This is a genomic window from Nocardiopsis tropica, from assembly GCF_042660575.1.
Classification (GTDB): Bacteria; Actinomycetota; Actinomycetes; order Streptosporangiales; family Streptosporangiaceae; genus Nocardiopsis; species Nocardiopsis tropica.
The window spans coordinates 229,821-256,321 of sequence record NZ_JBHSUF010000011.1; the positions used below are offsets into that span (position 1 = coordinate 229,821).

Below are 26,501 nucleotides of genomic sequence, written 5' to 3' on the forward strand. Positions count from 1 at the left end.
ATGCGCGTCCCCCGCGTGCTGATCGCCGGCGCCGCCGGCCTGACACTGATGCTCACGGCGTGTACGACCGACGCGCCGGAGGACGGCGCCGCCGGCGAGGAGGGCGGCAGCGAGCTCGCCCCCAGCGAGGAGTGGTTCGACCAGGCCGAGTACGACGCCCAGCTCGCCCAGCGCGAGATCACCCCGGAGGGTCCCGAGGACGAGCCGTGGATGCAGGCGATCGAGCCGGAGTGGATCGACACCTCCGAGTTCGCCCACGACTCCCCCGAGGACGCCACCCTGTGCTTCTCCAACGCCTCGGTGTCCAACCCGTGGCGGGTCACCGGCTTCATCACCATGGAACAGCAGGTGGAGGCCCTCCAGGAGGAGGGCGCCATCGGTGACTTCCGGGTGTCCGACGCCGCGGACGACGACAACCAGCAGATCTCCGACATCCAGGCGTTCGTGGACTCCGGGGACTGCGACGCCATCATCATCTCGCCGTCCACCACCGCCACCCTGACCCCGGCGGTGGAGACCGCGTGCGAGAGCGGTGTCCCGGTCGTGGTCTTCGACCGCGGGGTGAACTCCGACTGCATGGTCACGTTCATCCACCCGATCGGCGGCTACGCCTACGGGGCGGACGCCGCGGAGTTCCTGGTCGACAACCTGGAGCCCGGCTCGAACGTGCTGGCGCTGCGCATCCTGCCCGGCGTCGACGTCCTCGAGCACCGCTGGGCCGCCGCCCAGGAGATCTTCGGCGACAGCGAGCTCAACGTGGTCGCCGACGAGTTCACCGAGGGCGACGGGGCCAGGATCAAGGACCTGGTCTCCCAGCACCTCCAGCGCGGCGAGATCGACGGCATCTGGATGGACGCGGGCGACGGGGCCGTCGCCGGCCTGGAGGCCTTCGAGGACGCGGGTCAGCCCTACCCGGTGATCGCGGGCGAGGACGAGCTGAGCTTCATGCGCAAGTGGGACGAGGAGGGCCTCACCGCCATCGCGCCGGTCTACTCCAACTTCCAGTGGCGTACGCCGGTCCTCGCCGCGAGCATGATCCTCGCCGGCGAGGAGGTCCCCTCGGAGTGGATCCTCCCGCAGGCGCCCATCACCCAGGACGAGCTGCCCGAGTACCTGGAGCGCAACGCCGACATGCCGTCGCTGCACTACGCGAAGTTCGGCGGCGAGGACCTGCCGGGCTTCCCCGAGGCCTGGACGGACCGGTAGATGCGCGCGCTGGGGGTCAACACCTGGGTGTGGACGTCGCCCCTGACCGACGCCGGGCTGGAGCGGATCGCCCCCCGCGTGGCGGAGTGGGGGTTCGACGTGATCGAGCTCCCGGTCGAACAGGACGGCGACTGGGATCCCCGGCGCGCACGGGCGCTGCTGGACGGGCTGGGGCTCGGCGCCACCGTCGTGCTGGTCATGGGACCGGGGCGGGAGCTCGTCGCGACCGACCCGGCCACCCGCTCGGCCACGCAGGACTACCTCAAGCGGGTCGTGGACGCGGCGGCGACGGTCGGCTCCCCCGTCGTCGCCGGCCCGGCCTACGCCTCGGTCGGCCGCACGTGGAGGCTGTCCCCGGACGAGCGCCGGCGGGCCGGTGCGGAACTGGTCGAGGGGCTCGCCCCCGTGGTCGGGCACGCCTCGGCCACGGGGGTCTGTGTGGCGGTCGAGCCGCTCAACCGGTACGAGACGAGCCTGGTCAACACGGTCGACCAGGGGATGGCGATGCTCGCGGACCTGCCGGCCGAGCACTGCGGCCTGGCCCTGGACGTCTACCACATGAACATCGAGGAGCAGGACGTGGCGGCGGCGATCGGCCGGGCCGCCGGGCGGATCAAGCACGTGCAGGTGTGCGCGAACGACCGGGGCGCGCCGGGGGCCGACCACCTGGACTGGCGCGGCATCCTGGCCTCGCTGGACGCGGCGGGTTACGACGGCCCCCTGGTCATCGAATCGTTCACGGCGGACAATGCCAGCATCGCCACGGCGGCCTCCGTCTGGCGACCCCTGGCGGCGTCGCAGGACGCGATCGCCGTCGACGGCCTGGCCCACCTGCGTTCACTGACCTCCTGAAGGGAGACGCCGTGCGTCGGAGCGAACCGCTCGCGGCCGTGACCGCACCACGGACCGCGGCGCCCGGGCCGGGCCGCAAGCCCTCACCCCCGCTCGGTGCCGCGCTCACCGGAAAGCGCCATCTGAAGTCGGGCGGCTCCACTCTTCCCGAGGAGACGTCACGATGTCCACACGCAAACCCCCCTCCGACACGGTGCCCGAGACGCAGGACGGGGCAGCCCCCGCCACGGCCGCCACATGGTGGCTGACGGCCTGCTCGCTCGTCCTGGTCGGCGCGCTCGTCGCCGCCTCCGTGGTCTTCCTCGGCCGTGACGGCGCCGGCTCCGCCGCCGCCCCCGCCGGGGAGGCCGCCGCCGCACCGGTCGACGACCTCGTCGAGCACACCCGCATGGCCGTGGAGGGCCTGACACCGATCGTGGAGGACATGGAGGAGTTCCTGCCCACCGACGGATCGCACCCGCCGCTGGACACGACCGACGCCGCGACCGTCAACTCCTGGCGGACCGGCGTCCAGGAGGCCGCCGGGCACTTCGGCGACCCGCCGTCCGACGCGTCCTCCCACAGCGTCGCCCACACCGGTCTGACCTCGTCCGTCCGCCTCCTGTCCATGGCGGTGGAGACCTACGCCAAGGCGGCGCAGGCCGAGGACGAGGAGCTGCGCATGGACGTGCTGCACATCGCCATGGACCTGCGCAACGAGGCGGTCGTCTCCTGGTCGGCCGCCGCCACCCAACTCGACCTGCTGAGCCTGGAGGCCGGCGGGGAGCACGTCCACCTGTACCTGCCCGCCGTCCCCGGCGCGCTCCGGCCCGACGGAGCGGAGGAGGGCGGCGGGGACCCCGCGCCCGCGGACGGGCACGGCGACGACCACTGATCCGCAACCCACCGACGACCCCCCGACCACGGAGACAGCGAACATGCCGCGACCAGTCACCCTTTTCACCGGACAGTGGGCCGACCTGCCCTTCGAGGAGGTGTGCTCCCTGGCCTCCTCGTGGGGCTACGACGGCCTGGAGGTCGCCTGCTGGGGCGACCACCTCGACGTCACGCGGGCCGCCGTGGACGACGACTACGTGCGCGACAGGCTCGACGTCCTCGAGCGCCACGGCCTGGGCCTGTGGGCGATCTCCAACCACCTGCTCGGACAGGCGGTCTGCGACGACCCCATCGACCACCGGCACCGGGACATCCTGCCCTCCCGCGTGTGGGGCGACGGGGACCCGGAGGGCGTGCGGCGAAGGGCCGCCGAGGAGATGAAGACGACCGCCCGCGCCGCCGCGAGGCTCGGCGTGTCCACGGTCGTGGGCTTCACCGGTTCGGCGATCTGGAAGTACGTGGCGATGTTCCCGCCGGTGGGCGAGGACGTCATCGAGGCCGGCTACCGGGACTTCGCCGACCGGTGGAACCCCGTCCTGGACGTGTTCGACGAGGTGGGGGTGCGGTTCGCGCTCGAGGTGCACCCCTCCGAGATCGCCTACGACTACTGGTCCGCCCACAAGGCCCTGGAGGCCGTCGGCCACCGGCCCGCGTTCGGCCTGAACTGGGACCCCAGCCACATGGTGTGGCAGGACATCGACCCGGCCGGGTTCCTCTGGGACTTCCGCGACCGGATCTACCACGTGGACTGCAAGGACACCCGCAGGCGCACGGGCAACGGCCGCAACGGCCGGCTCGGCTCCCACCTGCCGTGGGGCGACCCCCGCCGGGGCTGGGACTTCGTGTCGACCGGGCACGGGGACGTCCCCTGGGAGGACTGCTTCCGCACGCTGAACGCGATCGGCTACGAGGGGCCGATCTCGGTGGAGTGGGAGGACGCGGGCATGGACCGCCTGGTCGGGGCGGCGGAGGCGGTCGACTTCGTCCGCTCCCACGCCTACGACCCGCCGGAGTCGTCCTTCGACTCGGCCTTCGGCTCGGACTGACGGCACCGCCCGGCCGCGCCCGCGCCGGGCCCGGGGCCGTCCCTCCCCGCATCCTCCCGGGGAGGGACGGCCCCGCCGCCGTCGGGGGCCGCGGCGGACCCGGTCACATCATGGGGGCGATCACCACGCGGAAGCGGTCGCCGTCACCGGTGCGGACGTCGCGCCGGAAGTCGTTGACCCGGTTGACGGAGGTCTGCACCGCGTCGCCGCGCAGGGCCCCGGTGTCGGCGGTGGGCAGGTGCTGCCGTACGGCCAGGACCGCCTCGTCGACGGACATGGCCGTCCTGTGCTGCTCTGGGGTGACGTGCAGTCCGTCGTGGGTGAGGCGGCTGATCACGATCCGGAACATACCGGGCTCCCTGCGGCGTCGGGGGGTTGACACCGGCATTCTCCCCCATCGCCTCGGCCCCTGGGAATGCTCAGACCTCCAGATCCCCCTCGATGCCCTTGAGCCTGTGTCTGGCCAGGGCGAGGTTGCCACGGGCGCGGTCCAGCGCCAGGTACAGGAAGAGGCCCTGCCCCTTGCGGCTGGTGAGCGGCCGGATGACGTGGTATTGGCCGGACAGGGTGATGAGGATGTCCTCGATCGCGTCGTTGAGGCCCAACTGGTCCATGGTCCGCATCTTCGCGCGGACCACCTCGGTGTTGCCCGCCGCGGCGACGGTGAGGTCGAGGGTGTTCGTGGACGAGAGGGTGCCCAGCGCCATTCCGCTGCTGTAGTCGACGACGGCGGCGCCGATGGCCCCCTCGATCTGCATCATGTCCTTGAGACCGGATTCGATGTTCGGCATGTCCTTCTCTCTCCTGGGTGTAGGTCGGCGCCGGGCCTTCAGGTCGGCCATCCACCGGCGGGGCCCCTGTACGCCCCGCCGGGGCGAGGCTCCTGAGGTCATGCGACCCCCGCATCCGGCCGGGGACGGTCGGCGGACAGGGTGCGGAGCGCGGTGAGGACCCGTTCCAGGACCCGGCGGTCCACGGACGCGGCGGCCCGGGCGGGGGGACGGGCGGGGTCGCCGCCGCGGCGGGGAGGCAGGTCGCCGTCCTGCCGGGGGCGGGGCGGCGAAGGCACCGCGACCGTGCGGGCGAGCCGCCTCAGGCGCCGCAGGGCGTAGCCGAGGTTGCCCTCGTCCCGTGCCATCCACACCTGGAGGCACAGGTCGGGGTCGTCGAGCACGGCGAGCAGCAGGCAGCGGTCGGTCCCGGTGACGACCATGTCCTCCAGGTCCCCGACGGCCCACAGCGGACCGCCGTGGACGGCCCTCAGGATCGCCTCGGCGTCGTCCGAGCGGTCGTCCGCGCCGACGCGTGCCAGGGTGCGGCCGCCCCGCCAGTCGACGAGGCCGACACTGTGCACTCCCGGGGTCTGGAGCATCTCCCGCATCTGCTGGTCGAAGGCGCGCACGGCGGTCCTTTGCGAAAAAGGGGCCGTTCGGCGACCGGCCCGCTGTGAATCAGGCAGTCCTTTGCGGACACAACGAGAATAAGGCTATTCTCGCGAATCTGCAGGTTTTTGCGTCATGTGTTTTGTTTTGCCTGATAGGAGGCCCTGCACGTCATTTACTGCCGAAAATCCCTTGAGGGGAACGTGCCTCCCAGACCCGAGAACGACAGTGATCGACCGGAAGAATCCGGTCGATCACCTTTTTTGTCCTGTGCGGCTTTCAGGCCCTACGCCCCGGAACGGACGCCCGCGGCGTCAGAGCCAGGACACCGCCGAGGTCTCCAGGTCGTACCGGGCGGGGACGATGTCCAGGCGGCCCGTGTCGACCAGGTCGCGCAGGTCGGCGTCCTGGCGGAGCAGGCCGGTGATGTGCTCGGCGTTGGCCCGCACGCAGGCGTCAACGAAGTCGCCCCCGTCGTCCGGCGTGGCGTCGACGACCGGCAGGATCTGCTCCACGAGGTAGCCGACGTGGCCGTGCGGGACCTGCCCGGTGCGGTGCGCCTCCACGGCCGCGCCGACCGCTCCGCAGGAGGCGTGGCCGAGGACGACGATGAGCGGGACCGCCAGGTGCTCGGCCGCGTAGCTGATGCTGCCGAGGACGGAGGAGTCCAGGACCTGGCCGGCGGACCGGATGGTGAAGAGGTCGCCGAGCCCCCGGTCGAAGACCAGTTCCGGGGCGACCCTGGAGTCCGCGCATCCGAGGACGACGGCGAACGGGTTCTGTCCGAGGGCCATCTCCGCCCTGCGGGCCGCCCCCTCGTTGGGGTGGCGGGAGGCGATGCGCTTCCAGCGGCGGTTGCCCTCCTTGAGGAGCCGGAGGGCCGAGGCCGCGTCCTGGGGGCCGGGGGAGGGCGAGGGCATGGGGACCGCCCAGGCGGAGGCGGGGGCTGCGGTGGCGACCGCTGCCCCGACTCCGCCGATGAGGGATGCGCGTAAGGCGCCGCGACGGGTGATGGCCATGGGGGTTTTCCCTTCTCGACTAGCGACATTAGAGACCAATGCCGCCAAACGAGGACCAAATTACCCTTAAGCCGCTAACCTCTCCAAGTTTTTTAATGGATCCCTAGCGCCACAGAACACCACTCAGGGAACGACAATCACAACCGCCCCCATTCGGACAGGCGAACGGCCGCCCGGAATTCTCCGTGCGGCCGTTCGCCCGTCCTGGTCCACCTGCGCCTTCACCCGGTCCGGGCTCTCGGCGCCGGGATCCCCCCTTCGCCCCCGGACGCGTCGTCCAGCCACTCCACGCGGGAGCGCCTGAGGTCGTAGCGCGCGGGTTCGACCTTCATGCGCCCGGCCGCGACCGCCTCCCGGAGGCCGGGCTCGTGCCGCAGCTGCTCGGCGACGGCGCGGGCGTTGGCCCGCACGCAGGCGTCGAGGAAGGCCTTCTCCGTCTCCTGCTCCGGCACCTTCTCCACGACCTCCAGGACCTGCCCCACGAGGTAGCCGAGGTTGCCCGGCGGCAGTTCACCCGTCCGGAGGGCCTCGACGGCCGCCTTCACGGCCCCGCACGAGTCGTGGCCCAGCACGACCAGGAGCTCCGTGTCGAACGCGTCCACCCCGTAGACGAGCGTGCCGAGCACCGACGAGTCCAGCACCTGGCCCGCCGACCGGGTCGTGAACATGTCGCCGAGCCCCTGGTCGAAGACCATCTCGGGCGGCACGCGGGAATCGGCGCAGGACAGGACGGACACCCGGGGCGCCTGGTGTTCGAGCAGTTCGCGCCTGCGGCCGGAGTCCTGGCGCGGATGGACCGAGCCGAAGGTGCGCCACCGGGTGTTGCCCCGGTCGAGCCTCTGCCGCCTGCGGTCCGCGTCGTGGCCCTCGGTGATCGTCGCCCTCCGTGGGGCGGCTTTCTGGACGATCGCCATGCTGCCTCGCTCAGGGTCGGGTGGGCGCGGGCGCGGTACCGCCCGTACCTGTGACGATGAGGCCGAAGCTACGCCTGGTCGGAGCGGCGGACAATCCCGCCGGGGCAATCCTTGGACCAAGCGTGTCTCCCCCGGGCGGCGGGCGGAACCCGTCGGCGGAGGCCCCGGGCGGCGCGGGCCTCCGCGGGCGCGGGCGGCGTCCGCCCGCCATGACCGACCGACCGTCCGGCGGGTCACCGCGTCCTCGCGCGGGCCGCCGGACACGGGGGCGCTCCCGGCCGGACCCGCGCACCGGCGCCCTCCACCAGGTAGATTCGACAACCGTGTCCCGAACTTCCCCTCCCGAACCAGCGTCCTCCCGCCGCGGGGCGGGCCGGCGGCGCTCCGGCCGTCCCGGCCACGACGCCGACTCCGTCCTGCGCGTCGCCGCGCGCGTGTTCAACGAGCGCGGGTACGACGGCACGAGCATGGAGGACCTGGCGCGCGCCCTGGGCGTGACCAAGTCGGCGATCTACCACCACGTCACCGGCAAGACCGAACTGCTGCGCCGCTCCCTGGACCTGGCGATGGACGCCCTGTTCGCGGTCACCCGCGAGGAGGGCTCGACGACCGGCCCGGCCATCGACCGGCTCGACCACGTGCTGCGCGGCAGCGTCCGCGTCCTGGTGGAGGAGCTGCCCCACGTGACCCTCCTGCTGCGCGTGCGCGGAAACACGGAGGTGGAGAAGCGCGCGCTGGAGCGGCGCCGCGAGTTCGACCACCTGATCGCCGACCTGGTGCGCGAGGGGATCGTCGACGGCGACATCCGCAGCGACGTCGACCCGGCGGTCGCCGCCCGCCTGCTGTTCGGCATGGTCAACTCGCTGGTGGAGTGGTACAAGCCGGACCGGGGCCTGGCCTCGGAGGAGGTCGCCGACACCCTCGCCCGGATCGCCTTCGGCGGCCTGCGCGCCTAGCGCGCGACGCGGGACCGTCCCGCGACCTCGCCCCCGTGAACGGTCCCCGCGCCCGGCACGGGACGGTGGGGCGGGACGACGGCCGGGACGGCGGGGAGGCGGCCGGCGCTCCCGGAACGGCCTCCCCGGTGTGTTTGGCGTCACACAGACCGCGGCTACCGTCCGCCACATGCCCTCAGGACCAAGGACCCTTGCGCCGCGACCGCCCACCGTGATCGCACGATGCGGCCCGAACCCGTCCCCGACCGGCACCGGCCTCCCTAGGATTGGCCTGAACAGGACTCCCTCCCCACACCCCCGGAGCCGCAGGCCATGGTCGAGCACTTCACCCACGGGGCCCTGACCCCCGCGGTCGCCTACGCGGTGTCGGTCATCGGCTCCTTCGTCGGCCTCATGTTCGCCGCCCGCGCCCGGAACGCCCGCGGGGCCGGCCGGGCCACCTGGCTGGTGTTCAGCGCCCTCTGCCTCGGCGGCACCGCCGTGTGGTCGATGCACTTCATCGCCATGCTCGGGTTCCACGTCCCGGGCCTGGCTATCCGCTACGACGCGACCCTCACCGTCGCCAGCGGCCTCCTCGCGGTGCTGGCCATGGGGCTGGCCCAGTACCTGACGGTCATCCGCCGCGGGACGGGGTGGCTCCTGGCGGGCGGCGCCATCGCCGGGAGCGGGATCGTCGCCATGCACTACCTGGGCATGGCGTCCATCAACATGCACGGCCACCTCGGGCACGACCCGCTGTTCGTGGGACTGGCCGGCGCCGTCGCCCTGCTCGCCGCGACCGCGGCCCTGTGGTTCACCCAGCGGCTCAGGGGCGTCGTGTCGATCCTGCTCGCCTCCCTGGTGATGGGCATCGCGGTGACCTCCATGCACTACACCGGCATGTTCGGCGTGCACGTCACCGTGGACGACGCCCGGAACCCGGGCGCGGTGCCGGGCTCGACCGCCCCGGAACTGCTCCTGCCCCTGGTCGTGGGCCTGTTCGTCTTCCTCCTGGTGTGCAGCCTCCTGCTGATGCTCGGCGTCGACGACTCCGAGCCGCGCCGCGGGGCGCGGACCGCCCGGCACGACGGCGAACCCGCGCCCGTCCCGGCGCTCCCGGGCGGGGAGAGGGGCCGCTACACCGCGCGCCACAGCACCGGCAGCGCCTGGGACCGCCCCGCCTGAGGCCTTCGGCCGCCGCCGGGTGATGAATGGCCACATCAGGCCATCCGGGTTTTCTCAAACCCCTGGTGTCCCATCCTGAGCATCCCTACTATCCATAACCTGGGTCGATTTGTGACTCAGGTCATAGAAAGTAGCGAGTTGTGGTCGATCTCCCCACCCAGGACTGGCTCACCCCCATCATCGCCTTCACGGTCTCGGCCATCGGTTCGTTCCTCGGTCTGGCTTTCGCCGCCCGTGCCCGCCGGTCGAAGACCTTCACGCGGTGGCAGTGGCTGGCCCTGGCATCCCTCTCCCTCGGCGGCATGGCCCTCTGGTCCATGCACTTCATCGCCATGATGGGGTTCTCCCCCGTCGGCACCTCGATCCGCTACGACGCCCTGCTCACCGTCGTCAGCGGCGTCACCGCCGTCCTGGTCATGGGCGTCGCCCTCACCATCACGATCTCCCGGCAGAGGACGTCCACCCTGCTGCTCGGCGGGCTCGTCGCCGGAGCCGGCATCGTCGCCATGCACTACACCGGCATGGCGTCGATGAGCGTCCACGGCGAACTCCACCACGACCCCGTCTACGTCGCGCTGGCGAGTGCGATCGCCCTGGTCGCGGCCACCAGCGCCCTGTGGTGCGCGTCCCGGCTGCGCGGCATGACCGCCATCCTCCTGGCCTCGCCGGTGATGGCCGTAGCGGTGACCTCCATGCACTACACCGGCATGCTGGGGGTCCACATCGAGCCCTCGCGCCTGAACCGCTACGGCCCCCCGCCCGGGGCGAGCACCACGGACCTGCTGCTGCCCATGATGACGGGCCTGTTCGTCTTCCTGCTGGTCTGCAGCCTCTTCCTCCTCCTCGGGGTGGACGAGGAGCGCCCCGACTACGCGCGGCGCCCGGTCCACGCGACCCCCGCCCCGCCCGACAGCGAGCGCGTGCCCGACGCCGGGTACCGGCCGCGCCACGGCGCGGCCCCCGCGCCCCCGGCCCCGCCGGCGCGGGCGCCGGAGGACGACGTGTGGACCAGGCGGCGCTGAGCCGCCGCACACCCCGGAAAACCACTGGAGCCCGCGGGCCCGCCGGTCCTAGACTCGGCGGGCCCGCGGGCGTCGTGCACCGAACGGCGACCGACGACGGAAGGAAGAGCGATGACCGACTCTGCGAGTACCACCCTCCCCGCCTTCCCGTTCGTCCGCGAGCCCTGAGGGAACCCCCTCCGGACGGCTCGCCTCCCAGAGAGACCGCCGTGAGCACATCCCGTACCGACACGCCCACCGCCCACCCGCTGACCGGGCTGGGCTGGAACCCGCGTGTCGAACACGCCTTCGACTCCCTTTCCCACGCGAGCGGGCACGCCCTGTACCCGGCACGCGTGTCCTCCTCCCGCCGGGGCGGCGCGCTGGTCCGCCTGCCGGGCGAGGCCCACGCCGACTACGCCCCCGCCCTGACCAGGGCCGCGCGGGAGGACCCCTCCACGGCCCCGTGCGCCGGCGACTGGGTCGCCGTACGCCGGTCCGGTGACACCTGGCTCGTGGAGGCCGTCCTCGAACGCTCCACCAGCCTCGTCCGCCAGGGCGTGGCCAAGGACTCCCACGACCAGGTGCTGGCCGCCAACGTCGACGCGGTCCTGGTCTGCGAGGCCGCCGACCAGGGGCCCAACGTGGGCCGCCTGGAGCGCTTCCTCAGCCTCGCCTGGGCCTGCGGCGCGACCCCGGTCGTCGCCGTCACCAAGTCGGAGCTGGCCGGGGACCGGCTCCCCGAGGTCCTCGAACTCGTCCGGACGGTGGCCGCCGGCGCCGACGTGTACGGCGTCAGCGCCCACACCGGCGACGGGCTGGCGGAGCTGGCCCCCCGGTTCCTGCCCGGCACCTCGTGGGTGCTGCTGGGAACCTCCGGGGCGGGCAAGTCCAGCCTGGTCAACTCCCTCGCCGGACAGTCCCTGATGGACACCGGGGAGATCCGCCAGGACAAGCGGGGGCGCCACACCACCACCCACCGCCAGCTCCTGGAGCTGCCCGGCGGAGCACTGGTCCTGGACATCCCCGGCGTGCGGCGCATCGACGTGCCGGGTGATCCCGAAGGCGTCGACCGGACCTTCGCCGACGTCGGCGAACTCGCCGGGCGGTGCCGTTTCCGGGACTGCTCCCACGGGTCCGAGCCCGGTTGCGCGATCACCGCCGCCGTCGACGAGGGCGAACTGGACTCCGAACGGCTGGCCCGCTGGAACCGGCTCCGCCGCGAGGCCGAGTGGAACAGCGCCCGGGGCGACCAGCGCGTGCGCGCCGAGCGCAAGCAGCGGTGGAAGGCCGCCGAGCGGGAGGCCCGCGCGAACGCCCGGCTCAAGCGCGGCCGCTGACCCGCCCCGCGGGCGCGCCGGGCCCTGCGCCCGGCCCCCGAGGCCCCATCGGACGCGACGGGTCCCTTCCCGCCCGGGGAGGGACCCGTCGCCGCCCGGCGGGATCCGGCCTCCGCGGCCGGGCGAAACGCGCGCCGGACCCCGGCGGCCCCCTCAGAACCCGAAGGCGCGGCGGGCGTTGCCCGCGACGATCCCGGCGAGCTCGTCCTCGTCCATCCCCTTGACCCCGGCCAGCAGGCGCAGGGTGTGCGGGATCAGGTACGGGGCGTTGGGGCGCCCCCGGTAGGGCTTGGGCGTGAGGAACGGGGCGTCGGTCTCGACCAGCACCAGCTCCGGCGGCGCCGCCGCGGCGGCCTCGCGCAGCGACTCGGCGCTGGCGAAGGTGACGTTGCCGGCGAAGCTCATGAAGTACCCGTGCTCGGCGCACACCCGGGCCATGCCGGCGTCGCCGGAGAAGCAGTGGAAGACGACGCGCTCGGGCGCGCCCTCCTCGGCCAGGATCCGGAACACGTCGTCGTGCGCGTCGCGGTCGTGGATCATCACGGCCTTGCCGTGGGCCTTGGCGATGGCGATGTGGCGGCGGAACGACTCCTCCTGCGCCCGCGCCCCCTCGGGCCCCGTGCGGAAGGTGTCCATGCCGGTCTCGCCGACCGCCACCACCTGCGGCAGTGCGGCCAGCTCGTCGATCCCGGCGAGCGCCTCCTCCAGCCCCGCGCGGCCCGCCGGCTCCCTGGCCTTGCCGGCCCAGTCGGTGTCGTCGGGCTCCACGCCGGAGGCTCCGTCGCCGTGCACGATGCGCGGCGCCTCGTTGGGGTGCAGGGCCACCGCGGCCCACACCTTCCCCGGGTGCGCCGCGGCGACCTCGGCCGCCCACCGCGACGACGGCAGGTCGACGCCCACCTGGACGAGCGGGGTCACCCCGACGCCCTCGGCGGCCGCGATGATGTCCTCCACGTCCGGGACCTGCATGTCCATGTGGGTGTGGCTGTCGGCCACCGGGACGCGCAGGGGCTCCGGTACCGGCGGAGGGGTCTGGTCGTTGCGCTCCCTGACCGCTCTGCCGCTGCGCTTGCCCATGGTGTTCACGTTCCTTCGCGAAGGCGCGCCGACGGGCGTGGCCCGTCGGCGCGGTCGTCCTGCTTCCCGGCCGTCGTCCGGGACTACTCTGCGGGGTTCTCCAGGCGTGCCAGCTCCTCGTCCACGACGGACGGGTCGAGCTTGGCGAACAGCGGCTCGGGGCGGCCCAGCGGCGTGCCCGGCACGATCGGCGTGGACTCCCAGCGCGCGGCGTCCCCGGCGTAGTCGCCGGTGATGACCAGGTAGTCCACCGCCTCCTCCGAGCCGCCGACGGTGTCGTGCCCGGTGTCGAGCCGGGGCATGCCCGTCCAGGTCCCGGTGCCGCCGAGCATCGCGTGCACCTTGTTGGCCGACTCGGGCAGGTACGGCGTCAGCAGGGTGTTGGCGTCGTGGACCAGCTGGAGGGCCACGTGCAGGACGGTGGCCATCCGCTCGGGGTCGGTCTTCTTGAGCGCCCACGGGGCCTGGTCGGAGATGTACTTGTTGGCCTCGGCGACGGTCCGCATGGCCTCCTGCAGGCCCGCCTTGAACTGGGAGCGCTCCAGGCGCTCGCCGACCCGTGCGAACGCGCCCCTCGACGCCTCCAGCACGGCCCGGTCCTCGTCGGTGAGCTCACCGGCCGCGGGGATCTCCCCGAGGTTCTTGGCGGCCATGGAGATGGAGCGGTTGACCAGGTTGCCCCAGGCCGCGACCAGCTCGTCGTTGTTGCGGCGCACGAACTCGGCCCAGGTGAAGTCGGTGTCCTGGGTCTCGGGCCCGGCGGCCATGATGTAGTAGCGCAGCGCGTCGGCCGAGTAGCGCTCCAGGAAGTCGCGCACGTAGATGACGACGCGGCGGGAGGAGGAGAACTTGCGCCCCTCCATGGTGAGGAACTCGCTGGAGACCACCTCGGTGGGGACGTCGAGCCCGCCGAGCGGTCCGGGCTCGCCGCCCCGGTCGCCCCGGCCCGACGCCCCCAGCAGGATCGCCGGCCAGATCACCGAGTGGAAGACGATGTTGTCCTTGCCCATGAAGTAGTAGGACCGGGCCTCGTCGCTCTGCCACCAGCGCTTCCACGCGTCGGGCTCACCGATCCGCTTCGCCCACTCGATGGACGCCGACAGGTAGCCGATCACCGCGTCGAACCACACGTACAGGCGCTTGTTGGCGTTGTCGCTCCAGCCGTCCAGCGGGATCGGCACGCCCCAGTCGAGGTCGCGGGTGACCGCGCGCGGCTGGAGGTCGTCCACCAGGTTCAGGGAGAACTTGAGGACGTTGGGCCGCCACTCGCCCTCCTTGCCCGTGAGCCAGGCGGTGAGCACCTCCGCGAACGCGGGCAGGTCGAGCATGAAGTGCTCGCTGTCCACGAACTCGGGGGTCTCGCCGTTGATCCGCGAGCGGGGGGAGATGAGGTCGATCGGGTCGAGCTGGTTGCCGCAGTTGTCGCACTGGTCGCCGCGCGCGCCGTCGAAGCCGCAGATCGGGCAGACGCCCTCGATGTAGCGGTCGGGCAGCGTACGGCCGGTGGACGGGGACACCGCGCCCTTGGTGGTGCGGGTGAACACGTACCCGTTGTCGTACAGCGTGGTGAACAGCTGCTGGGCGACCGCGTAGTGGTTGCCCGTGGTGGTGCGGGTGAAGAGGTCGTAGGACAGGCCGAGGGCGACGAGGTCCTCGGAGATGATCCGGTTGTAGCGGTCGGCCAGCTCGCGCGGGGTGACGCCCTCCTGGTCGGCCTGCACCTGGACCGGGGTGCCGTGCTCGTCCGTGCCGCTGACCATCAGCACGTGGTTGCCCGACATTCGCTGGAAGCGGGAGAAGACGTCGGAGGGGACCCCGAAGCCGGACACGTGGCCGATGTGGCGCGGTCCGTTGGCGTAGGGCCAGGCGACCGCGGTCAGGATGTGGCGATTCGACGACATGCCCCAAGCCTAAAGCCGCCGGGGGCCTGCCCCGCACCTCATTTCTCCCGCTCGCGCGCCCCCGGCCCCCCGTGTCGCCGCCGATCCGCGCGGCGGCCCGCACCTCTCCCCGCCGGGGACGATTCCCCGGGGAGGACCCGTACCCGTATGCTCTGCTGGACGATCCGCGTGCCGCCGGGGCGCGCGGTGACGGAGACGCCCTCTCCCCGGTCCTTCACCTGAGGCGGTGGTCACCACGGATACCCGTGCCCTACCCCGCCCTGCCCGGCACACCACCGCGCTCCTCACGAGCATGGTGCTGCTGGTCATCCTGTCGTTCCCCGTCGCCTCCGGCACGGGCGGCGGGACGGCCTCCGCCCACCTGCCGCCGCACGGCCTGGCCAGCGCCCCCGACGGCGCCCCGGGCCGCGCCGCCCAGGAGTCGGTGACCCCGCGCGAGCGCGCGAACCTCGCCGAGAACCCCGTGCTCACGGTCGGCCCTCCCGCCACCACCTGCGACCAGCGCTCCGTCCTGCGCGACCTGCCCGACACGGTGCCCGGTCGCGCCCTGCGCCTGGCCGTGTGGGACCAGCCCTGGTGGCCGCTGCCGCCCCCGGCCTCCGACCCCGTTCCCGAACAGGTCGCCTCCGGGGAGCTGCCGCCGACGCGGGCCCCGCCTCTCGCAGCGAACACCGCCATCTGACCGTCCCCGGCCACACCCCCCGCCCGGTTCCTTCCGGGCGTGCGTTCGGCTACCCGTCTTCGCAGTGAGAGGTACCTACCCCTTGTCCAGTCAAACGGGAGCGGGAGCGCGCTGGACACGCGCGCTCATCTCCCTCCTCGTCATCCTCGTCGCGTTCGGCGCGGCGTGGTTCATCCCACCCCGCCTGGGACTCGACCTCAGCGGCGGCACGCAGATCGTGCTGGAGACCCAGGACGGAGCCGACGGCACCCCCGCCGACTCCGACAACACCGACCAGGTCGTCGAGGTGCTGCGCCAGCGCATCGACCGCCTCGGCGTGGCCGAGGCGACCATGTCCCGGTCCGGTGAGAACCGGATCATCGTCGAGCTCCCCGGCGTGCAGGACCCCGCGGAGGCGGCCCAGATCGTGGGCCGCACCGCGCAGCTGTCCTTCCACCCGGTGCTGGGCGTCGGCGAGCAGGGCGGCCAGGGCGTGCAGGCCCCCCCTGCCGGCGACTTCGCGAACGCGCCGGACACCGCGGCCGACGAGGCCCGCGCACCCTCCGACGCCGAGGGCGGCGAGGGCGGCGAGGACGCCGGCGGCGGCGGGGAGGAGATGACCCCCGAGCAGCTGGAAGAGCTCATGGGCAGCATGGGCGGCGACCCCACCGGGGGTCAGCAGGCCCCGGCGGGTCCCAGCGCGGAGAACCCGGAGGACGTCGCCATGACGCTCCCGGACGCCGACGGCACCTACCTCCAGCTCGGTGAGACCGCCATCCGCGGCGACCGGGTGTCCAGCGCCGACGCGGCGCTCGACAGCGTCAACCGCACCCAGTGGACGGTCAACGTCAACTTCCGCGGCGAGGGCCGCGACCAGTGGGCGGAGCTGACCGGCGCCGCGGCCTGCTACGAGCAGGGCGACCCGCGGCGCCGTGTGGCGATCGTGCTGGACGACCAGATCATCTCCGCCCCGGAGGTGAACCCGGAGATCGGCTGCGAGGTCGGTATGCCGGGCGGTTCCACCAGCATCACCAGCCCCACTTTCACCAGCGAGACCGCGGACGAGCTGGCCGTGCTGATCGAGGGCGGCTCCCTGCCGCTGCCGGTCACCGAGGTCCAGCGCCAGACGGTCGGCCCGACCCTGGGCGCCGCCGCCATCGAGGCCAGCGCGATCGCCGCCCTCCTGGGCATCGCGTTCACCGCGCTGTACATCACGCTGGTGTACCGCCTGGTCGGCTTCCTCGCCTCGGTCGCCCTGGCGTTCTACACGCTCATCGCGTACGGGGCGCTGGTCGCGCTGGGGGCCACGCTCACCCTGCCTGGCCTGGCCGGCTTCGTGCTGGCCATCGGCATGGCCATCGACGCCAACGTGCTCATCTTCGAGCGGGCGCGCGAGGAGTACCAGCGCCAGCAGAAGGTGTACGAGTCCAACAAGTCCGCGGGCATGCGGGACGCCACCGAGGACGAGGCCGCCAAGGCCGAGACGGGCGCGCTCGCCCGCCGTCGCCGCAGGGCGATCCCGCCGAACCTGGAGAAGGCGTTCGTCGAGGGCTCCCGGAAGGCGTGGAGCGCCGTCCTGGACACCAACGTCACGACGCTCATCGCGGCGGCCCTGCTGTTCTTCTTCGCCTCCGGCACCGTCCAGGGCTTCGGCGTGACCCTGAGCATCGGCACCGTCGTCTCGATGTTCTCGGCACTGGTCATCGCGCGCGTGTTCGTCGAGTGGGCGGTCCGCAGGGCGGTCATCCGCAAGCACCCGGCCGTCACCGGACTGAACCAGATCGGCCCGATCCGCACCTGGCTGGTCGAGAAGAACCCCGACCTCATGAAGCACCGGGGCAAGGCCCTCGTCGTCGCCGCGCTGATCGTGGCGGCGGCGATCGCCGCACCGCTGATCCGCGACACCAACCTCGGTGTCGAGTTCACCGGCGGCCGCGTGATGGAGTACGAGGTCACCGGCGACCCGATCTCGGTGGACGAGGCGCGCGACATCATCTCGGGCCTGAACTTCCCCGGCTCGGACACCGCCGTCGTGCAGGAGTCCGGCGACAGCGACATCGCCGTGCGCACCGGCGACATCTCCGACCCGGAGGCGGAGAGCATCACCGACGCCCTGTCGGAGGCGACCGGCGGCGTGGAGAGGGTCAGCGACGAGCTGATCGGCCCGAGCATGGGCGACGAGCTGCGCAACCGGGCCCTGATCGCCCTGGGCGCCGCGCTGGCGCTCCAGATGATCTACCTGGCCTGGCGCTTCCGCTGGTCGTTCGGCGTCTCCACGATGCTGTCCCTGGCGTTCAACATGCTGCTGGTGGTCGGCCTGTTCATCTGGCTCGGCAAGCCGATCGACGGCGTCTTCCTGGCGTCGATCCTGAGTGTCATCGGCTTCACCGTCAACGACACGGTGGTGGTGTTCGACCGGGTGCGCGACGAGTGGGCGAGGGACGAGAAGTCCTCGTTCAAGGAGATCGCCAACCGGGCGGTCCTCAACACCCTGCCGCGTACGGTCAACACCACCGTCGGCGCGTGGATCATCCTGGGCTTCCTCGTCTTCCTCGGCGGGTCCTCGCTCCAGGACTTCTCGATCGCGATGCTGGTCGGTCTGACCACGGGCGTGGTGTCCACGGTGTTCGTCGCCGTGCCGCTCGCCATCTGGCTGCAGAAGTGGGACCGCACGGCCCCGCCCCACGTGATCAAGGACCGCAAGGCCAAGCAGAAGGTGGCGGCCAAGGCCGCCCGCGAGGCCGACGACGGCGCCGTGGTCTAGCCGTGTTCGGCGCCGGGGCCTCCTCGCGGAGGCCCCGGCCGAACGGACGAGGGCCCCGGGAACGTGTGGTGACACGTTCCCGGGGCCCTCGCCGTTCCCCGCCCGGACGGGCGGCGGATCAGCCGGCGGCGACGGGCGCCGGCGGCCCCTCGGAGGCCTGCACGAGGACGAAGCCCTGCCCCTCGAAGGACAGCTGGACCGCCTCGCCGCTGCCGCGGCCGATCAGCGCCCCGGCCTTCATCGTGCGGCGCACGCCGGTGCGCAGAGTGCTGGACCAGGCCACGGCGGAGTCGGTGTCGACGAAGGTGGGCTGGTCGACGTTGATCAGCACGGGAGCGCCGTGGCAGGCGACGGCCACGCGGCCACGCCCGCCGAAGACCGTGTTGAACAGGCCGCCGGCCGCCATCCCGGCCCCCTCGACCCGGCGGATGTCCCAGCTCAGCCCCCCCTCGAAGGCCAGCACGTTCTGACCGTTCACGGTGAGCTGCTCGTCCTCCAGGTCGATCAGGTGGACGTCCCAGGCGTCGCGGGCGAGGAACACGTCCCCGCGGCCGGAGACCTTCATCAGCGGCAGGCCCTCGCCCGTGAAGGCCTTCTTGAAGAACTTGCCGACGCCCCCCGCCCCCTCGTAGGAGAAGTCGACCTGCCCCTGGTAGGCGACCATGGCGCCCTGGCGGGCGTAGAACTCGCCGTTGAGGCCCACACGGAGCATCTTGTGGTTCTGGAGGTGCATGCCAGGCTGGGTGTTCTCCTGGGCCTGCTGGAAGAGCTGACTTCTCATGAACGATCCTCGATCGACGGTCACGTGTGCTCCTGGTGAGACGCCCCGGACGCGGAAAGGTTCCGCGTGCCGCCCCTGTTCTCCCGGGCTCCGTCCGCCTGTGCCCCCGCTTCCCCCGGGGCCGGGGGAGGAGCGGGGCGGGGCGCGGGGTCAGTCGGCAGCGACGATCCCGTGCACGAGGTCGTAGACCCGGCGCTTGGGCACGCCCGTCTCCTTGGCCACGCGGGTGATCGCCTCCTTGCGGCGCACGCCCTCCTCCTCCAGAGCCGCGACGGCGCCGACCAGCTCCTCGTCCGTCGCCTCCCCCGCGCGCCCGCGGGCCCCCTCCACCACGACGGAGACCTCGCCCCGCACCCCGTCGGCCGCCCAGGCCGCCAGCTCCCCGAGCCCGCCCCGGCGCACCTCCTCGTAGGTCTTGGTCAGCTCCCGGCAGACGGCGGCCCTGCGGTCGGCGCCGAACGCGTCCGCCATCGCCCCCAGGGTCGCGGCGACGCGGTGCGGGCTCTCGAAGAACACCATGGTGCGGCGCTCCGCCGCCAGGTCGGCCAGGTACCCGCGGAGCCCCTTGCGGGGCGGGAAGCCCTCGAAGCAGAAGCGGTCGGTCGGCAGCCCGGACACGACGAGCGCGGTGGTGACGGCGGAGGGCCCGGGGATGGCCGTGACGGGGATGTCCTCCTCGGCGCAGGCGGAGGCGAGCCGGTAGCCGGGATCGGAGACCCCCGGCATCCCCGCGTCGGTCACGACGATGACGTCGCGGCCCTCCCTCAGATCGGTCATCAGCTCGTCGGTGCGCCTCGCCTCGTTGGCGTCGTAGTACGACACCACGCGGGCCCCCTCGGCCCCGCCCAGGCGCACATCCGCACGCGAGGCGAACTGGCGTAGCCTGCGGGTGTCCTCGGCCGCGATGACACGTGCCTCCCCCAGGGCCCGGAGCAGCCGGGGCGGCGCGTCCTCCACGTTCCCGATGGGCAACCCGGCGAGAGTCAGGGTCCCGACCCTCCGCGTCGCAGCTCCGCCCTCAACCACTGTGATCCCCGTCCTGTCACGCTACGGTTGGCTCTATCACGCCACCCGAAACCTGGTTTCGTGGTACGTCCGCAATGGACAACCATCTCCGACCCCAACCTACGAGCCGAGATGACCTCCACCGCACTTTCCTCCGAGGCAGAGCCCTCGACGCCGCCCTCTCCGCCCCGCAGGGTCCCGCTGCGCGCACGGTTCCTGCCCGCCGATCCCTCCCCCTGGTGGCTGGCCTGGCTGGGGGCCTCCCTCGTCGCGCTGTTCGCCGGGGCGCTCAGGCTCTTCAACCTGGGGCAGCCCGAGCGGATCTACTTCGACGAGACCTACTACGCCAAGGACGCCTACGGGCTCTGGCGGTACGGCTACGAGCACGAGACCCGCGAGGAGCCGATCGAGGCCGACGACCTCCTCAACAGCGGCAGCCAGGACATCTTCGCGGGAGGCGGCGACTTCATCGTCCACCCCCCGGTCGGCAAGTGGATGATCGCCCTGGGCGACTGGGTCTGGTCGCTGTTCCCGTTCGGCGCCACGATGACCCCGGAGGGGTGGCGGTTCGCCGCGGCCCTGGCCGGCACGGTCTCGGTCCTCATCCTGGTGCGCCTGGCCACCCGCATGACCCGGTCGCTGCTGCTGGGCTGCACGGCGGGCCTGATCATGGCGCTGGACGGCCTGCACTTCACGCTGAGCCGCATCGCCATGGTGGACATCTTCCTCACCCTGTGGATCCTCGCCGGGTTCACCTGCCTGGTCATCGACCGGGACAGGACGCGGGAGCGGCTCGTCCGGCTGTCGGAGGCGGGGGCGGACCTGGCGGCGGTGGGCTGGTTGGGGATGCGCTGGTGGCGGCTCGCGGCGGGGCTGTGCTTCGGGCTGGCGATCGGCACCAAGTGGTCGGCGCTGTTCTTCGTGGCGGCGTTCGGACTGCTCACGGTGGCGTGGGACTACGGGGCGCGGTCCAGCGTCGGCCAGGTGCGCCCGTTCTGGCGCTGGCTCGGGACCGACGCCGTGCCGGCGTTCCTCCAGACCGTGGTGGTGGCGGGGGTCGTCTACCTGGTCTCGTGGTCGGGCTGGCTGTTCACGCGGGGCGGCTACAACCGCGACTACGCGGACGGGATGCTGCCGGACGTGGTCCCCGGGTTCCTGCACGCCCCGGTGGAGGCGCTGTGGAGCCTGTGGGACTACCACCGGCGGATGATGGGGTTCCACACCGAGCTCACCAGCGACCACTCCTACATCTCCGCTCCGTGGGAGTGGCTCGTCATGCGCACACCGGTGATGTTCCACTACAACGGCGAGGCCGTCGGCTGCGGGACCGGCAACTGCGTGACCTCGGTCGTGTCGATCGGCACGCCGGTCATCTGGTGGGTCAGCCTGCTCGCCCTGGTCGTCATGTTCGCCTGGTGGGTGACCTTCCGCGACTGGCGCGCGGGCGCGGTGCTGCTGGCCGTCGCCGCGGGGTGGCTGCCGTGGTTCGCCTACCCGGACCGCCCCATGTTCCTCTTCTACGCGCTCCCGCTCCTGCCCTTCCTCGTCCTGGCGATCGTGCTTGCGCTCGGCCTGGTGATGGGGGCAGGGGACGACAGCCCGCGTTTCGCCCCCTATCTGAGGGCGGGCGGAGGCATCGTCTACGGCGTCGTCCTGTTGTTGATCGTCGCCTACTTCGCGTACTTCTATCCGGTGTTGGCCGCCTATCCGATCGAGGAGTCGGTCTGGCGGGAACGCCTCTGGTTCGACGTGTGGATCTACGGCAACGACGCTTCCTGAACCACCGGTGGAGAACACGCATTCCGCCGATCTCCATTAGTGGCAGAGAGAGCGGAAAGCAACAGTTTCCAGTAGCCGAAACAGGACACCGGGGAAGGGCGGATTCCTGCCGCGAAAGGCTCGGCACGGCACCACCCTCCCTGGTACTGTCTGCAACTGGTTGCTGTTGTAGTTTCCATGGATGCCCGAGGCGCCTCGCGGAACTTCACGTGGGCGCTCGTCGATACGGGGATTACTCGTCGGTTCGGCGCCCGGCGACCCGGGGCCAGCAGGGTGCGGCCCCGCCGTAGTCCCCAAGGGAGAGCACATGGCTCAGGGCACCGTGAAGTGGTTCAACTCTGAGAAGGGTTTCGGGTTCATCGCCGTCGAGGGTGGTCAGCCCGACGTGTTCGTGCACTATTCGGCGATCACGGGCACCGGCTTCCGGAACCTGGAAGAGGACCAGAAGGTCGAGTTCGACATCATCCAGGGCCCGAAGGGCCCGCAGGCGGCGGACGTTCGAGCGATCTAGACCGCCGCACGTGCGTTTCCCCAGCCCTCCGCTCTCCGAGTGGGGGGCTGGTCCGCGTTCCGTCTCCCAGGTGTGACCGGGGCAGGGTTACCGCACCCGGCTGATACCGGTTAACCTGCATGGGGCCGGTAGGTACACCGAGGGACGAGGGTCGCGCATGTTCAACATCAGCGGGGTGGAGTTCGTCATCCTCCTCCTTCTCGCGCTGCTGATCTTCGGGCCCGACCAGCTGCCGAAGGCCGCCCAGCAGGTCGGGCGGGTCCTGAGACAACTGCGGACCATGGCCAACTCGGCGTCCAACGACATCAAGGAGGGGCTGGGCCCGGAGTTCAAGGACTTCGACGTCCAGGACCTCAACCCCAAGCGCTTCGTGCAGAAGCACTTCTGGGAGGAAGAGGAGCAGGAGAGGAAGCCCGCGGCGCGCCTCAACGGCAAGCGCCCGCCCTTCGACGACGAGGCCACCTGACCCCGTCCGCTCCGCAGCCGGCCCTCCCCGCGCCCTCACCCCACGAGCATGAGCACGAACAGGCCCAGGCCGAGCAGGATCACCGAGCCGGTGATGATCGCCGGTGAGCCGAACGCCAGGATGAGCACCTCCACCGCGAGCGCGCCCCCGACGGCGCCCGCCGCCCACGGCCAGCGCGGCGCGGGGTCCCACCCGTGGCGGCGCTCACGAACGACGGTGACCGCGAACGCGACCGCGATGAGCAGCCAGAACACCAGGTGGGCGAAGGCGCGGGTCTCCGGCTCGACGTAGTCGGCCATCCCCCCGACCACCATCACGTAGGTGAGCGTCCCGGCGAGCAGCCGCCAGTGGCCCCCGCTCCTGTGCGCCGGGATCGTCCTGAGGCGGGCCGGCGTGGTGCGCCGGAAGCGCTCCGCCGCGGCCAACGGCCCGCCCTCCTCGTCCCCGGCCGGTCGGACCGTGGTCTCCGGAGGCGGCTGCGGGGGTTCGGGCCGGGGGCCGGGCGGCTCGTACCCTCCGGCCGGAGCCGGTTCCTCCGGGTACTCGTAGCCGCCGGGGGGCTGGGGGGAATCGGGCACGGTCCGCCCCTTCACGGTTGGCGGGACCCGGCCCTGGCCGGACCGGGGGGTCGTGTCCGTGTCCCTACCCGGTGCGGTCCGCCGTCAAATCAGCGCGCCGCGAACCGTCGGCCGACGGAGCGGGGCCGACCGGGCGCCGGAAGGACGAAGGGCCCACCCGATCATGGATCGGACAGGCCCGGGCTTCGGGGTTCAGTGAAACCCGTTCGGCGGACTGGTTACAGCCAGGACCACCCGTTGTTACGGACGGTCATCGCGTGCGTGGTCATGGCATCTACCTTTCGTTTGGCTTCCAGCCCATCCCACGACCACGATGTCGTGGGGTGCTCTGTTCACGCAAGACCCGGAGTGAAACATTCATCGTTTTACGACACGGGGACCGGAAAAATCACCGTGCTCACCTTCCACATAAACGACCTCGACGCGTCTTCGCAGTTCAGAGGGGCTGCTATTCATGTACATGACACTCACCCTGCCCCACGACCTGCCAAAACAAGCCCACCCAGCCGCAAAATACATTCCACACGGATAACGGAGAGCGACAGTGGCGAACGTGAACTCCGAGTGAAGACCGGAGCTATTCTTCGACCGACTCCCCCCGAAATCCGCAGGGTGACGGGCGGACACCATCCAGGATCTCACGGACAGAGTGCCAGAAAACGGAGGTATCCACATCTTTTAACCGCGAACTCGTCACCCCTGACGGTGACAGCGCGTCATGGACTCCCTGGCCCGCCGGGCGACGGCCGTCCGACGATCGGATCTCGGCGCCGAGTTTCGGTCACCCGCTAAGGCTCATAACCATCAGCCCCTTCTGGTCCGCCGCCCCGGGGGCGGCCTCCCCCGGGGAGCGCCGGGCCCCCGCCCCGAGGGGTCGGGAGCGGAGGGGTCGGGAGGACCGCGGGTCCCCCGCCGGGGGCTCCCGCACGCGGGCCCGGCGCCCGCGGCCCGCGCGGTCCCGCCGGACGCCGGGCGCCCCGGAGGAGCCGCCTCCGGAGCCCGCGGTCGGCGTCCTCGACCCGGGGGTTCCAGCGCCCCCCGATGCCCCTCAGGGCCCTCCGGCGCCCCCGCAGGGGCCCGGGGCGTCCGCCTCCCGCCACCCGGGCCGCGGAGCCCGCCCGCGGCCGCCGGGGCGCCGTTCCGCCGATGCCGGGACCGGGCCCGGCGCGGTCGCCGCAGCAGGGGCCGGCAACGGCCGCGGAACCGCGTCCGGCGGGATCAGCCGGACCCGGTTCCCGGCACTCCCCCCGAGGGGCCGGACACCGGGCCGAACAGGAGCCCCGCGCTCCGGCGTGTGATGGTGAGCAGGTCGGTGTCCTCGAACAGCCGCCGGACGCCGGACCTGTCGAGGTTGCCGGTGAGGGCGAGGGTCGCGATGCCGTGCACGATCGCCCAGCCGGCGACCACGGCCGCGGCGCCGTCCTCGACGGGGCGCCCCTCCTCGGCCAGTGACCTCACACCGCCCTGGAGCTCGGCGAACGCCGCCTCGCGCGCGGCCTCCAACTCCTCGTCGCCCTCGCCCAGCAGGGTGGGCGCGAACATCACCTGGAAGTGGGCCGGGCGGTCCGTGGCGAACCGCACGTACTCGACCCCCGCCTCCAGGAACCCTCCACCGGCCTCCCGGTCGGCCCTCAGCCGCGCGGCGAGGTCCCGGAACCCCTCGACGGCCAGGGCGTTGAGCACGCCCTCGCGGCTCCCGAAGTGGTGCCGCGGGGCCGTGTGGCTCACCCCGAGGTCGGCCGCGAGCGAGCGCAGGCTGAAGGAGTAGGGCCCCTCCCTCTCGATGACCTCCGCGGCCCGTTCCAGGACGGCGGCCCGCAGGTTTCCGTGGTGGTATCCGTCTGCCATGACTCGAACTGTACGCCGGTAAGTTTCCGGCGTGAAGATGACGGGCGGCTCCTGCCGGGAAACCCCCTCCCGGGAGCCCGGGGGTAGTCTGTGGGGCACCGGCCCGCCCCGTCTCAGGGGATGGACACTTCGCCGGTGACACTCGGGGCTCCGGTCCGGAAACGACCGCCCGCCGCAGGGAAGAGCAGTGCCCCTCGGTCCGGGGCCGCACGGCAAGGGGTCCGCGTCCGACCGGGCGCGGGCCCCTTCCGCCTCTCCCGTCCAGCGGCGGCCGCGGGCGCCCCGGACACACCGGAGGGGCCGCGGCGGCGGCCCCTCGACGCGCCCTCGGTCGGACCGCGAAAAAACTCCAGGCGGGCCCGTCCCGAAGGACGTGACCCGCCTGGTCTTCTGGTGGAGCTATGGGGATTTGAACCCCAGACCCCCTCGATGCGAACGAGGTGCGCTACCGGACTGCGCCATAGCCCCGAAGACGAGTTAAACGATAGCAGGAATCCCGGGGTGGTCCGAACCGACCGTTCCACCCCGGGCCGGGGTCAGTCCCCGGCGGCTCGCAGACGCGCGTCCGCGTACTGGTCGTACACCTGGCTGCGCCGCTCCTGGAGGGCGATGACCTTGGCCTCGCGCTCGGCGTCGACACGCTGCTCCTCCTCGGCCCTGCGGGCGCGGAGCACGGCCCTGCGGCGGGCCCGCGCGGCCGCCTCCCGCTGCTCGGCGTCGGCCTTGGCCGCCTCCCGGAGGAGGATCAGGTGCCCGGAGAGCAGGAGCACCGGCGGGGCGATCACCCACCACGGCCCCAGTCCCAAAGAGACGGCGGCGGCCGTGGCGACGGTCACCAGCGTGAGCACGCTGGTGCGGCGCCGGCGGCGGGCGATCACCCGCGCACGCGGCTCGCGGCCGGCCCGGTACTGCTCCCGGGCCCGGTCGATCTCCTGCGCGCCGCGCACCCCGGGATCGGGCTCCAGGTCGTCCCGGTGGATGACCTGGGTCTCGGTGAGGTCGGGGTCTTCGTCGTCGGCCCGGCCGTCGACGTCCTCCCCGGGCCCGTCGGCGCCGGGCTCGCCGGGACCCTCGTCGTCCCCGCGCTGCTCGTCGTAGACGACCTCCGCGGAGTCCTTGCGCAACAACATCGGCACAAGGACTATGAGCCACACCACCACGATGGCCAGGTACAGAGGAGAGCTGCTCATCACCCCTCCTCACGATGACGGCCACTGGACGTTGATCGACACGTCGTCGACACCGCGTCGCGTGGTACCCCCGGTCCTCCCGGATGTAGAGACGTCTCCCGCTGGGACATCGTTCCGGACCCGCCTCGGGTCCGGGGTGATTCCCGGGAGCCATATCCACGCGTTGGCCGCATCGTCAATGCGT

Annotated in this window: 25 protein-coding genes and 1 tRNA gene; 13 read left to right on the top strand and 13 right to left on the bottom strand. The window is 72.2% G+C overall.

What is annotated here, in order from left to right; translation table 11 throughout:
• From ACFQBR_RS19420 to ACFQBR_RS19435, 4 genes are all read left to right on the top strand, one after another.
• Window positions 1-1,206, top strand: a complete 1,206-nt coding sequence (locus ACFQBR_RS19420) for a substrate-binding domain-containing protein (protein ID WP_344180033.1) — start codon at window positions 1-3, stop codon at window positions 1,204-1,206.
• Complete coding sequence (locus tag ACFQBR_RS19425) at window positions 1,207-2,058, top strand: sugar phosphate isomerase/epimerase family protein (protein WP_344180030.1); 852 nt, start codon at window positions 1,207-1,209, stop codon at window positions 2,056-2,058.
• 163 nt (window positions 2,059-2,221) lie between these two features.
• Entirely contained in the window at window positions 2,222-2,932 is a 711-nt protein-coding gene (locus tag ACFQBR_RS19430) for a hypothetical protein (RefSeq protein ID WP_344180028.1), read from the top strand.
• 43 nt (window positions 2,933-2,975) lie between these two features.
• Complete coding sequence (locus ACFQBR_RS19435) at window positions 2,976-3,980, top strand: sugar phosphate isomerase/epimerase family protein (protein ID WP_344180025.1); 1,005 nt, start codon at window positions 2,976-2,978, stop codon at window positions 3,978-3,980.
• Between the two features lie 103 nt (window positions 3,981-4,083).
• Here the strand turns inward: ACFQBR_RS19435 and ACFQBR_RS19440 are convergent, their stop codons facing one another.
• The 5 genes from ACFQBR_RS19440 to ACFQBR_RS19460 all read right to left on the bottom strand — a co-directional run bounded on the left by ACFQBR_RS19440 (window position 4,084) and on the right by ACFQBR_RS19460 (window position 7,295).
• Window positions 4,084-4,329 (bottom strand): hypothetical protein, encoded by a 246-nt coding sequence (locus ACFQBR_RS19440; protein WP_267948051.1) that lies wholly within the window; start codon window positions 4,327-4,329, stop codon window positions 4,084-4,086.
• Between the two features lie 70 nt (window positions 4,330-4,399).
• Window positions 4,400-4,771, bottom strand: a complete 372-nt coding sequence (locus tag ACFQBR_RS19445) for a hypothetical protein (RefSeq protein ID WP_267948050.1) — start codon at window positions 4,769-4,771, stop codon at window positions 4,400-4,402.
• Window positions 4,772-4,869: 98 nt separating this feature from the next.
• Window positions 4,870-5,382: a hypothetical protein gene (locus ACFQBR_RS19450; protein ID WP_344180022.1), complete on the bottom strand. Its 513-nt coding sequence runs from the start codon at window positions 5,380-5,382 to the stop codon at window positions 4,870-4,872.
• 294 nt (window positions 5,383-5,676) lie between these two features.
• On the bottom strand, window positions 5,677-6,381 hold the full coding sequence (locus ACFQBR_RS19455) for a carbonic anhydrase (protein WP_344180019.1): 705 nt from the start codon (window positions 6,379-6,381) through the stop codon (window positions 5,677-5,679).
• Between the two features lie 221 nt (window positions 6,382-6,602).
• A complete protein-coding gene (locus ACFQBR_RS19460; RefSeq protein ID WP_344180016.1) occupies window positions 6,603-7,295 on the bottom strand; it encodes a carbonic anhydrase in 693 nt (230 codons plus the stop codon).
• Between the two features lie 323 nt (window positions 7,296-7,618).
• Between ACFQBR_RS19460 and ACFQBR_RS19465 the strand changes: the two genes are divergently transcribed.
• The 4 genes from ACFQBR_RS19465 (at window position 7,619) to rsgA (ending at window position 11,756) form a co-directional block, all read left to right on the top strand.
• Entirely contained in the window at window positions 7,619-8,251 is a 633-nt protein-coding gene (locus ACFQBR_RS19465) for a TetR/AcrR family transcriptional regulator (RefSeq protein ID WP_378554014.1), read from the top strand.
• Between the two features lie 312 nt (window positions 8,252-8,563).
• Window positions 8,564-9,415 (top strand): MHYT domain-containing protein, encoded by an 852-nt coding sequence (locus tag ACFQBR_RS19470; protein ID WP_267948046.1) that lies wholly within the window; start codon window positions 8,564-8,566, stop codon window positions 9,413-9,415.
• Window positions 9,416-9,555: 140 nt separating this feature from the next.
• On the top strand, window positions 9,556-10,437 hold the full coding sequence (locus tag ACFQBR_RS19475; protein WP_344180013.1) for an MHYT domain-containing protein: 882 nt from the start codon (window positions 9,556-9,558) through the stop codon (window positions 10,435-10,437).
• Window positions 10,438-10,646: 209 nt separating this feature from the next.
• Complete coding sequence (gene rsgA / locus ACFQBR_RS19480) at window positions 10,647-11,756, top strand: ribosome small subunit-dependent GTPase A (RefSeq protein ID WP_267948044.1); 1,110 nt, start codon at window positions 10,647-10,649, stop codon at window positions 11,754-11,756.
• Between the two features lie 153 nt (window positions 11,757-11,909).
• Here the strand turns inward: rsgA and ACFQBR_RS19485 are convergent, their stop codons facing one another.
• Window positions 11,910-12,833, bottom strand: coding sequence for a TatD family hydrolase (locus tag ACFQBR_RS19485; protein WP_344180010.1), 924 nt, complete (start codon window positions 12,831-12,833; stop codon window positions 11,910-11,912).
• 83 nt (window positions 12,834-12,916) lie between these two features.
• Window positions 12,917-14,734, bottom strand: a complete 1,818-nt coding sequence (gene metG / locus ACFQBR_RS19490) for a methionine--tRNA ligase (RefSeq protein WP_344180007.1) — start codon at window positions 14,732-14,734, stop codon at window positions 12,917-12,919.
• A 226-nt stretch (window positions 14,735-14,960) separates the two neighbouring features.
• Here metG and ACFQBR_RS19495 point away from each other — a divergent pair, with 226 nt between their 5' ends.
• Both ACFQBR_RS19495 and secD read left to right on the top strand, forming a co-directional pair.
• The gene (locus ACFQBR_RS19495; protein ID WP_344180006.1) at window positions 14,961-15,416 is read left to right on the top strand and encodes a hypothetical protein; all 456 of its coding nucleotides are present in this window, start codon (window positions 14,961-14,963) and stop codon (window positions 15,414-15,416) included.
• An 82-nt stretch (window positions 15,417-15,498) separates the two neighbouring features.
• Entirely contained in the window at window positions 15,499-18,159 is a 2,661-nt protein-coding gene (secD, locus tag ACFQBR_RS19500; RefSeq protein WP_344180005.1) for a protein translocase subunit SecD, read from the top strand.
• Between the two features lie 118 nt (window positions 18,160-18,277).
• On the opposite strand, the gene ACFQBR_RS19505 is transcribed toward secD, so the two are convergent.
• Window positions 18,278-18,940, bottom strand: coding sequence for an AIM24 family protein (locus ACFQBR_RS19505; RefSeq protein ID WP_344180002.1), 663 nt, complete (start codon window positions 18,938-18,940; stop codon window positions 18,278-18,280).
• 150 nt (window positions 18,941-19,090) lie between these two features.
• Complete coding sequence (gene rsmI / locus ACFQBR_RS19510) at window positions 19,091-19,966, bottom strand: 16S rRNA (cytidine(1402)-2'-O)-methyltransferase (protein ID WP_344179999.1); 876 nt, start codon at window positions 19,964-19,966, stop codon at window positions 19,091-19,093.
• A 111-nt stretch (window positions 19,967-20,077) separates the two neighbouring features.
• Between rsmI and ACFQBR_RS19515 the strand changes: the two genes are divergently transcribed.
• The 3 genes from ACFQBR_RS19515 (at window position 20,078) to ACFQBR_RS19525 (ending at window position 22,701) form a co-directional block, all read left to right on the top strand.
• The gene (locus ACFQBR_RS19515; protein WP_344179996.1) at window positions 20,078-21,724 is read left to right on the top strand and encodes a dolichyl-phosphate-mannose--protein mannosyltransferase; all 1,647 of its coding nucleotides are present in this window, start codon (window positions 20,078-20,080) and stop codon (window positions 21,722-21,724) included.
• Window positions 21,725-22,031: 307 nt separating this feature from the next.
• Complete coding sequence (locus ACFQBR_RS19520) at window positions 22,032-22,235, top strand: cold-shock protein (RefSeq protein ID WP_267948036.1); 204 nt, start codon at window positions 22,032-22,034, stop codon at window positions 22,233-22,235.
• Window positions 22,236-22,392: 157 nt separating this feature from the next.
• Window positions 22,393-22,701, top strand: a complete 309-nt coding sequence (locus ACFQBR_RS19525; protein ID WP_267948035.1) for a sec-independent translocase — start codon at window positions 22,393-22,395, stop codon at window positions 22,699-22,701.
• A 35-nt stretch (window positions 22,702-22,736) separates the two neighbouring features.
• Here ACFQBR_RS19525 and ACFQBR_RS19530 read toward each other — a convergent pair whose 3' ends face one another.
• The 4 genes from ACFQBR_RS19530 to sepX all read right to left on the bottom strand — a co-directional run bounded on the left by ACFQBR_RS19530 (window position 22,737) and on the right by sepX (window position 26,317).
• Complete coding sequence (locus ACFQBR_RS19530; protein ID WP_267948034.1) at window positions 22,737-23,279, bottom strand: hypothetical protein; 543 nt, start codon at window positions 23,277-23,279, stop codon at window positions 22,737-22,739.
• Between the two features lie 1,218 nt (window positions 23,280-24,497).
• Window positions 24,498-25,127 carry a TetR/AcrR family transcriptional regulator gene (locus tag ACFQBR_RS19535; RefSeq protein WP_267948033.1) on the bottom strand — a complete coding sequence of 210 codons (630 nt, stop codon included), beginning with the start codon at window positions 25,125-25,127 and terminating at the stop codon, window positions 24,498-24,500.
• A gap of 391 nt (window positions 25,128-25,518) precedes the next feature.
• Window positions 25,519-25,595, bottom strand: a tRNA-Ala gene (locus ACFQBR_RS19540).
• Between the two features lie 68 nt (window positions 25,596-25,663).
• Window positions 25,664-26,317: a divisome protein SepX/GlpR gene (gene sepX / locus ACFQBR_RS19545; protein WP_267948032.1), complete on the bottom strand. Its 654-nt coding sequence runs from the start codon at window positions 26,315-26,317 to the stop codon at window positions 25,664-25,666.
• Between the last annotated feature and the right edge of the window lie 184 nt (window positions 26,318-26,501).

Coding starts and splice junctions, on each gene's coding strand:
- sepX (WP_267948032.1), bottom strand. CDS start 26,317: ATGAGCAGCTCTCCTCTGTACCTGGCCATCGTGGTGGTGTGGCTCATA.
- ACFQBR_RS19455 (WP_344180019.1), bottom strand. CDS start 6,381: ATGGCCATCACCCGTCGCGGCGCCTTACGCGCATCCCTCATCGGCGGA.
- ACFQBR_RS19425 (WP_344180030.1), top strand. CDS start 1,207: ATGCGCGCGCTGGGGGTCAACACCTGGGTGTGGACGTCGCCCCTGACC.
- ACFQBR_RS19535 (WP_267948033.1), bottom strand. CDS start 25,127: ATGGCAGACGGATACCACCACGGAAACCTGCGGGCCGCCGTCCTGGAA.
- ACFQBR_RS19485 (WP_344180010.1), bottom strand. CDS start 12,833: ATGGGCAAGCGCAGCGGCAGAGCGGTCAGGGAGCGCAACGACCAGACC.
- ACFQBR_RS19440 (WP_267948051.1), bottom strand. CDS start 4,329: ATGTTCCGGATCGTGATCAGCCGCCTCACCCACGACGGACTGCACGTC.
- ACFQBR_RS19505 (WP_344180002.1), bottom strand. CDS start 18,940: ATGAGAAGTCAGCTCTTCCAGCAGGCCCAGGAGAACACCCAGCCTGGC.
- ACFQBR_RS19470 (WP_267948046.1), top strand. CDS start 8,564: ATGGTCGAGCACTTCACCCACGGGGCCCTGACCCCCGCGGTCGCCTAC.
- ACFQBR_RS19460 (WP_344180016.1), bottom strand. CDS start 7,295: ATGGCGATCGTCCAGAAAGCCGCCCCACGGAGGGCGACGATCACCGAG.
- ACFQBR_RS19420 (WP_344180033.1), top strand. CDS start 1: ATGCGCGTCCCCCGCGTGCTGATCGCCGGCGCCGCCGGCCTGACACTG.
- ACFQBR_RS19525 (WP_267948035.1), top strand. CDS start 22,393: ATGTTCAACATCAGCGGGGTGGAGTTCGTCATCCTCCTCCTTCTCGCG.
- ACFQBR_RS19445 (WP_267948050.1), bottom strand. CDS start 4,771: ATGCCGAACATCGAATCCGGTCTCAAGGACATGATGCAGATCGAGGGG.
- ACFQBR_RS19520 (WP_267948036.1), top strand. CDS start 22,032: ATGGCTCAGGGCACCGTGAAGTGGTTCAACTCTGAGAAGGGTTTCGGG.
- ACFQBR_RS19430 (WP_344180028.1), top strand. CDS start 2,222: ATGTCCACACGCAAACCCCCCTCCGACACGGTGCCCGAGACGCAGGAC.
- ACFQBR_RS19515 (WP_344179996.1), top strand. CDS start 20,078: ATGACCTCCACCGCACTTTCCTCCGAGGCAGAGCCCTCGACGCCGCCC.
- metG (WP_344180007.1), bottom strand. CDS start 14,734: ATGTCGTCGAATCGCCACATCCTGACCGCGGTCGCCTGGCCCTACGCC.
- ACFQBR_RS19435 (WP_344180025.1), top strand. CDS start 2,976: ATGCCGCGACCAGTCACCCTTTTCACCGGACAGTGGGCCGACCTGCCC.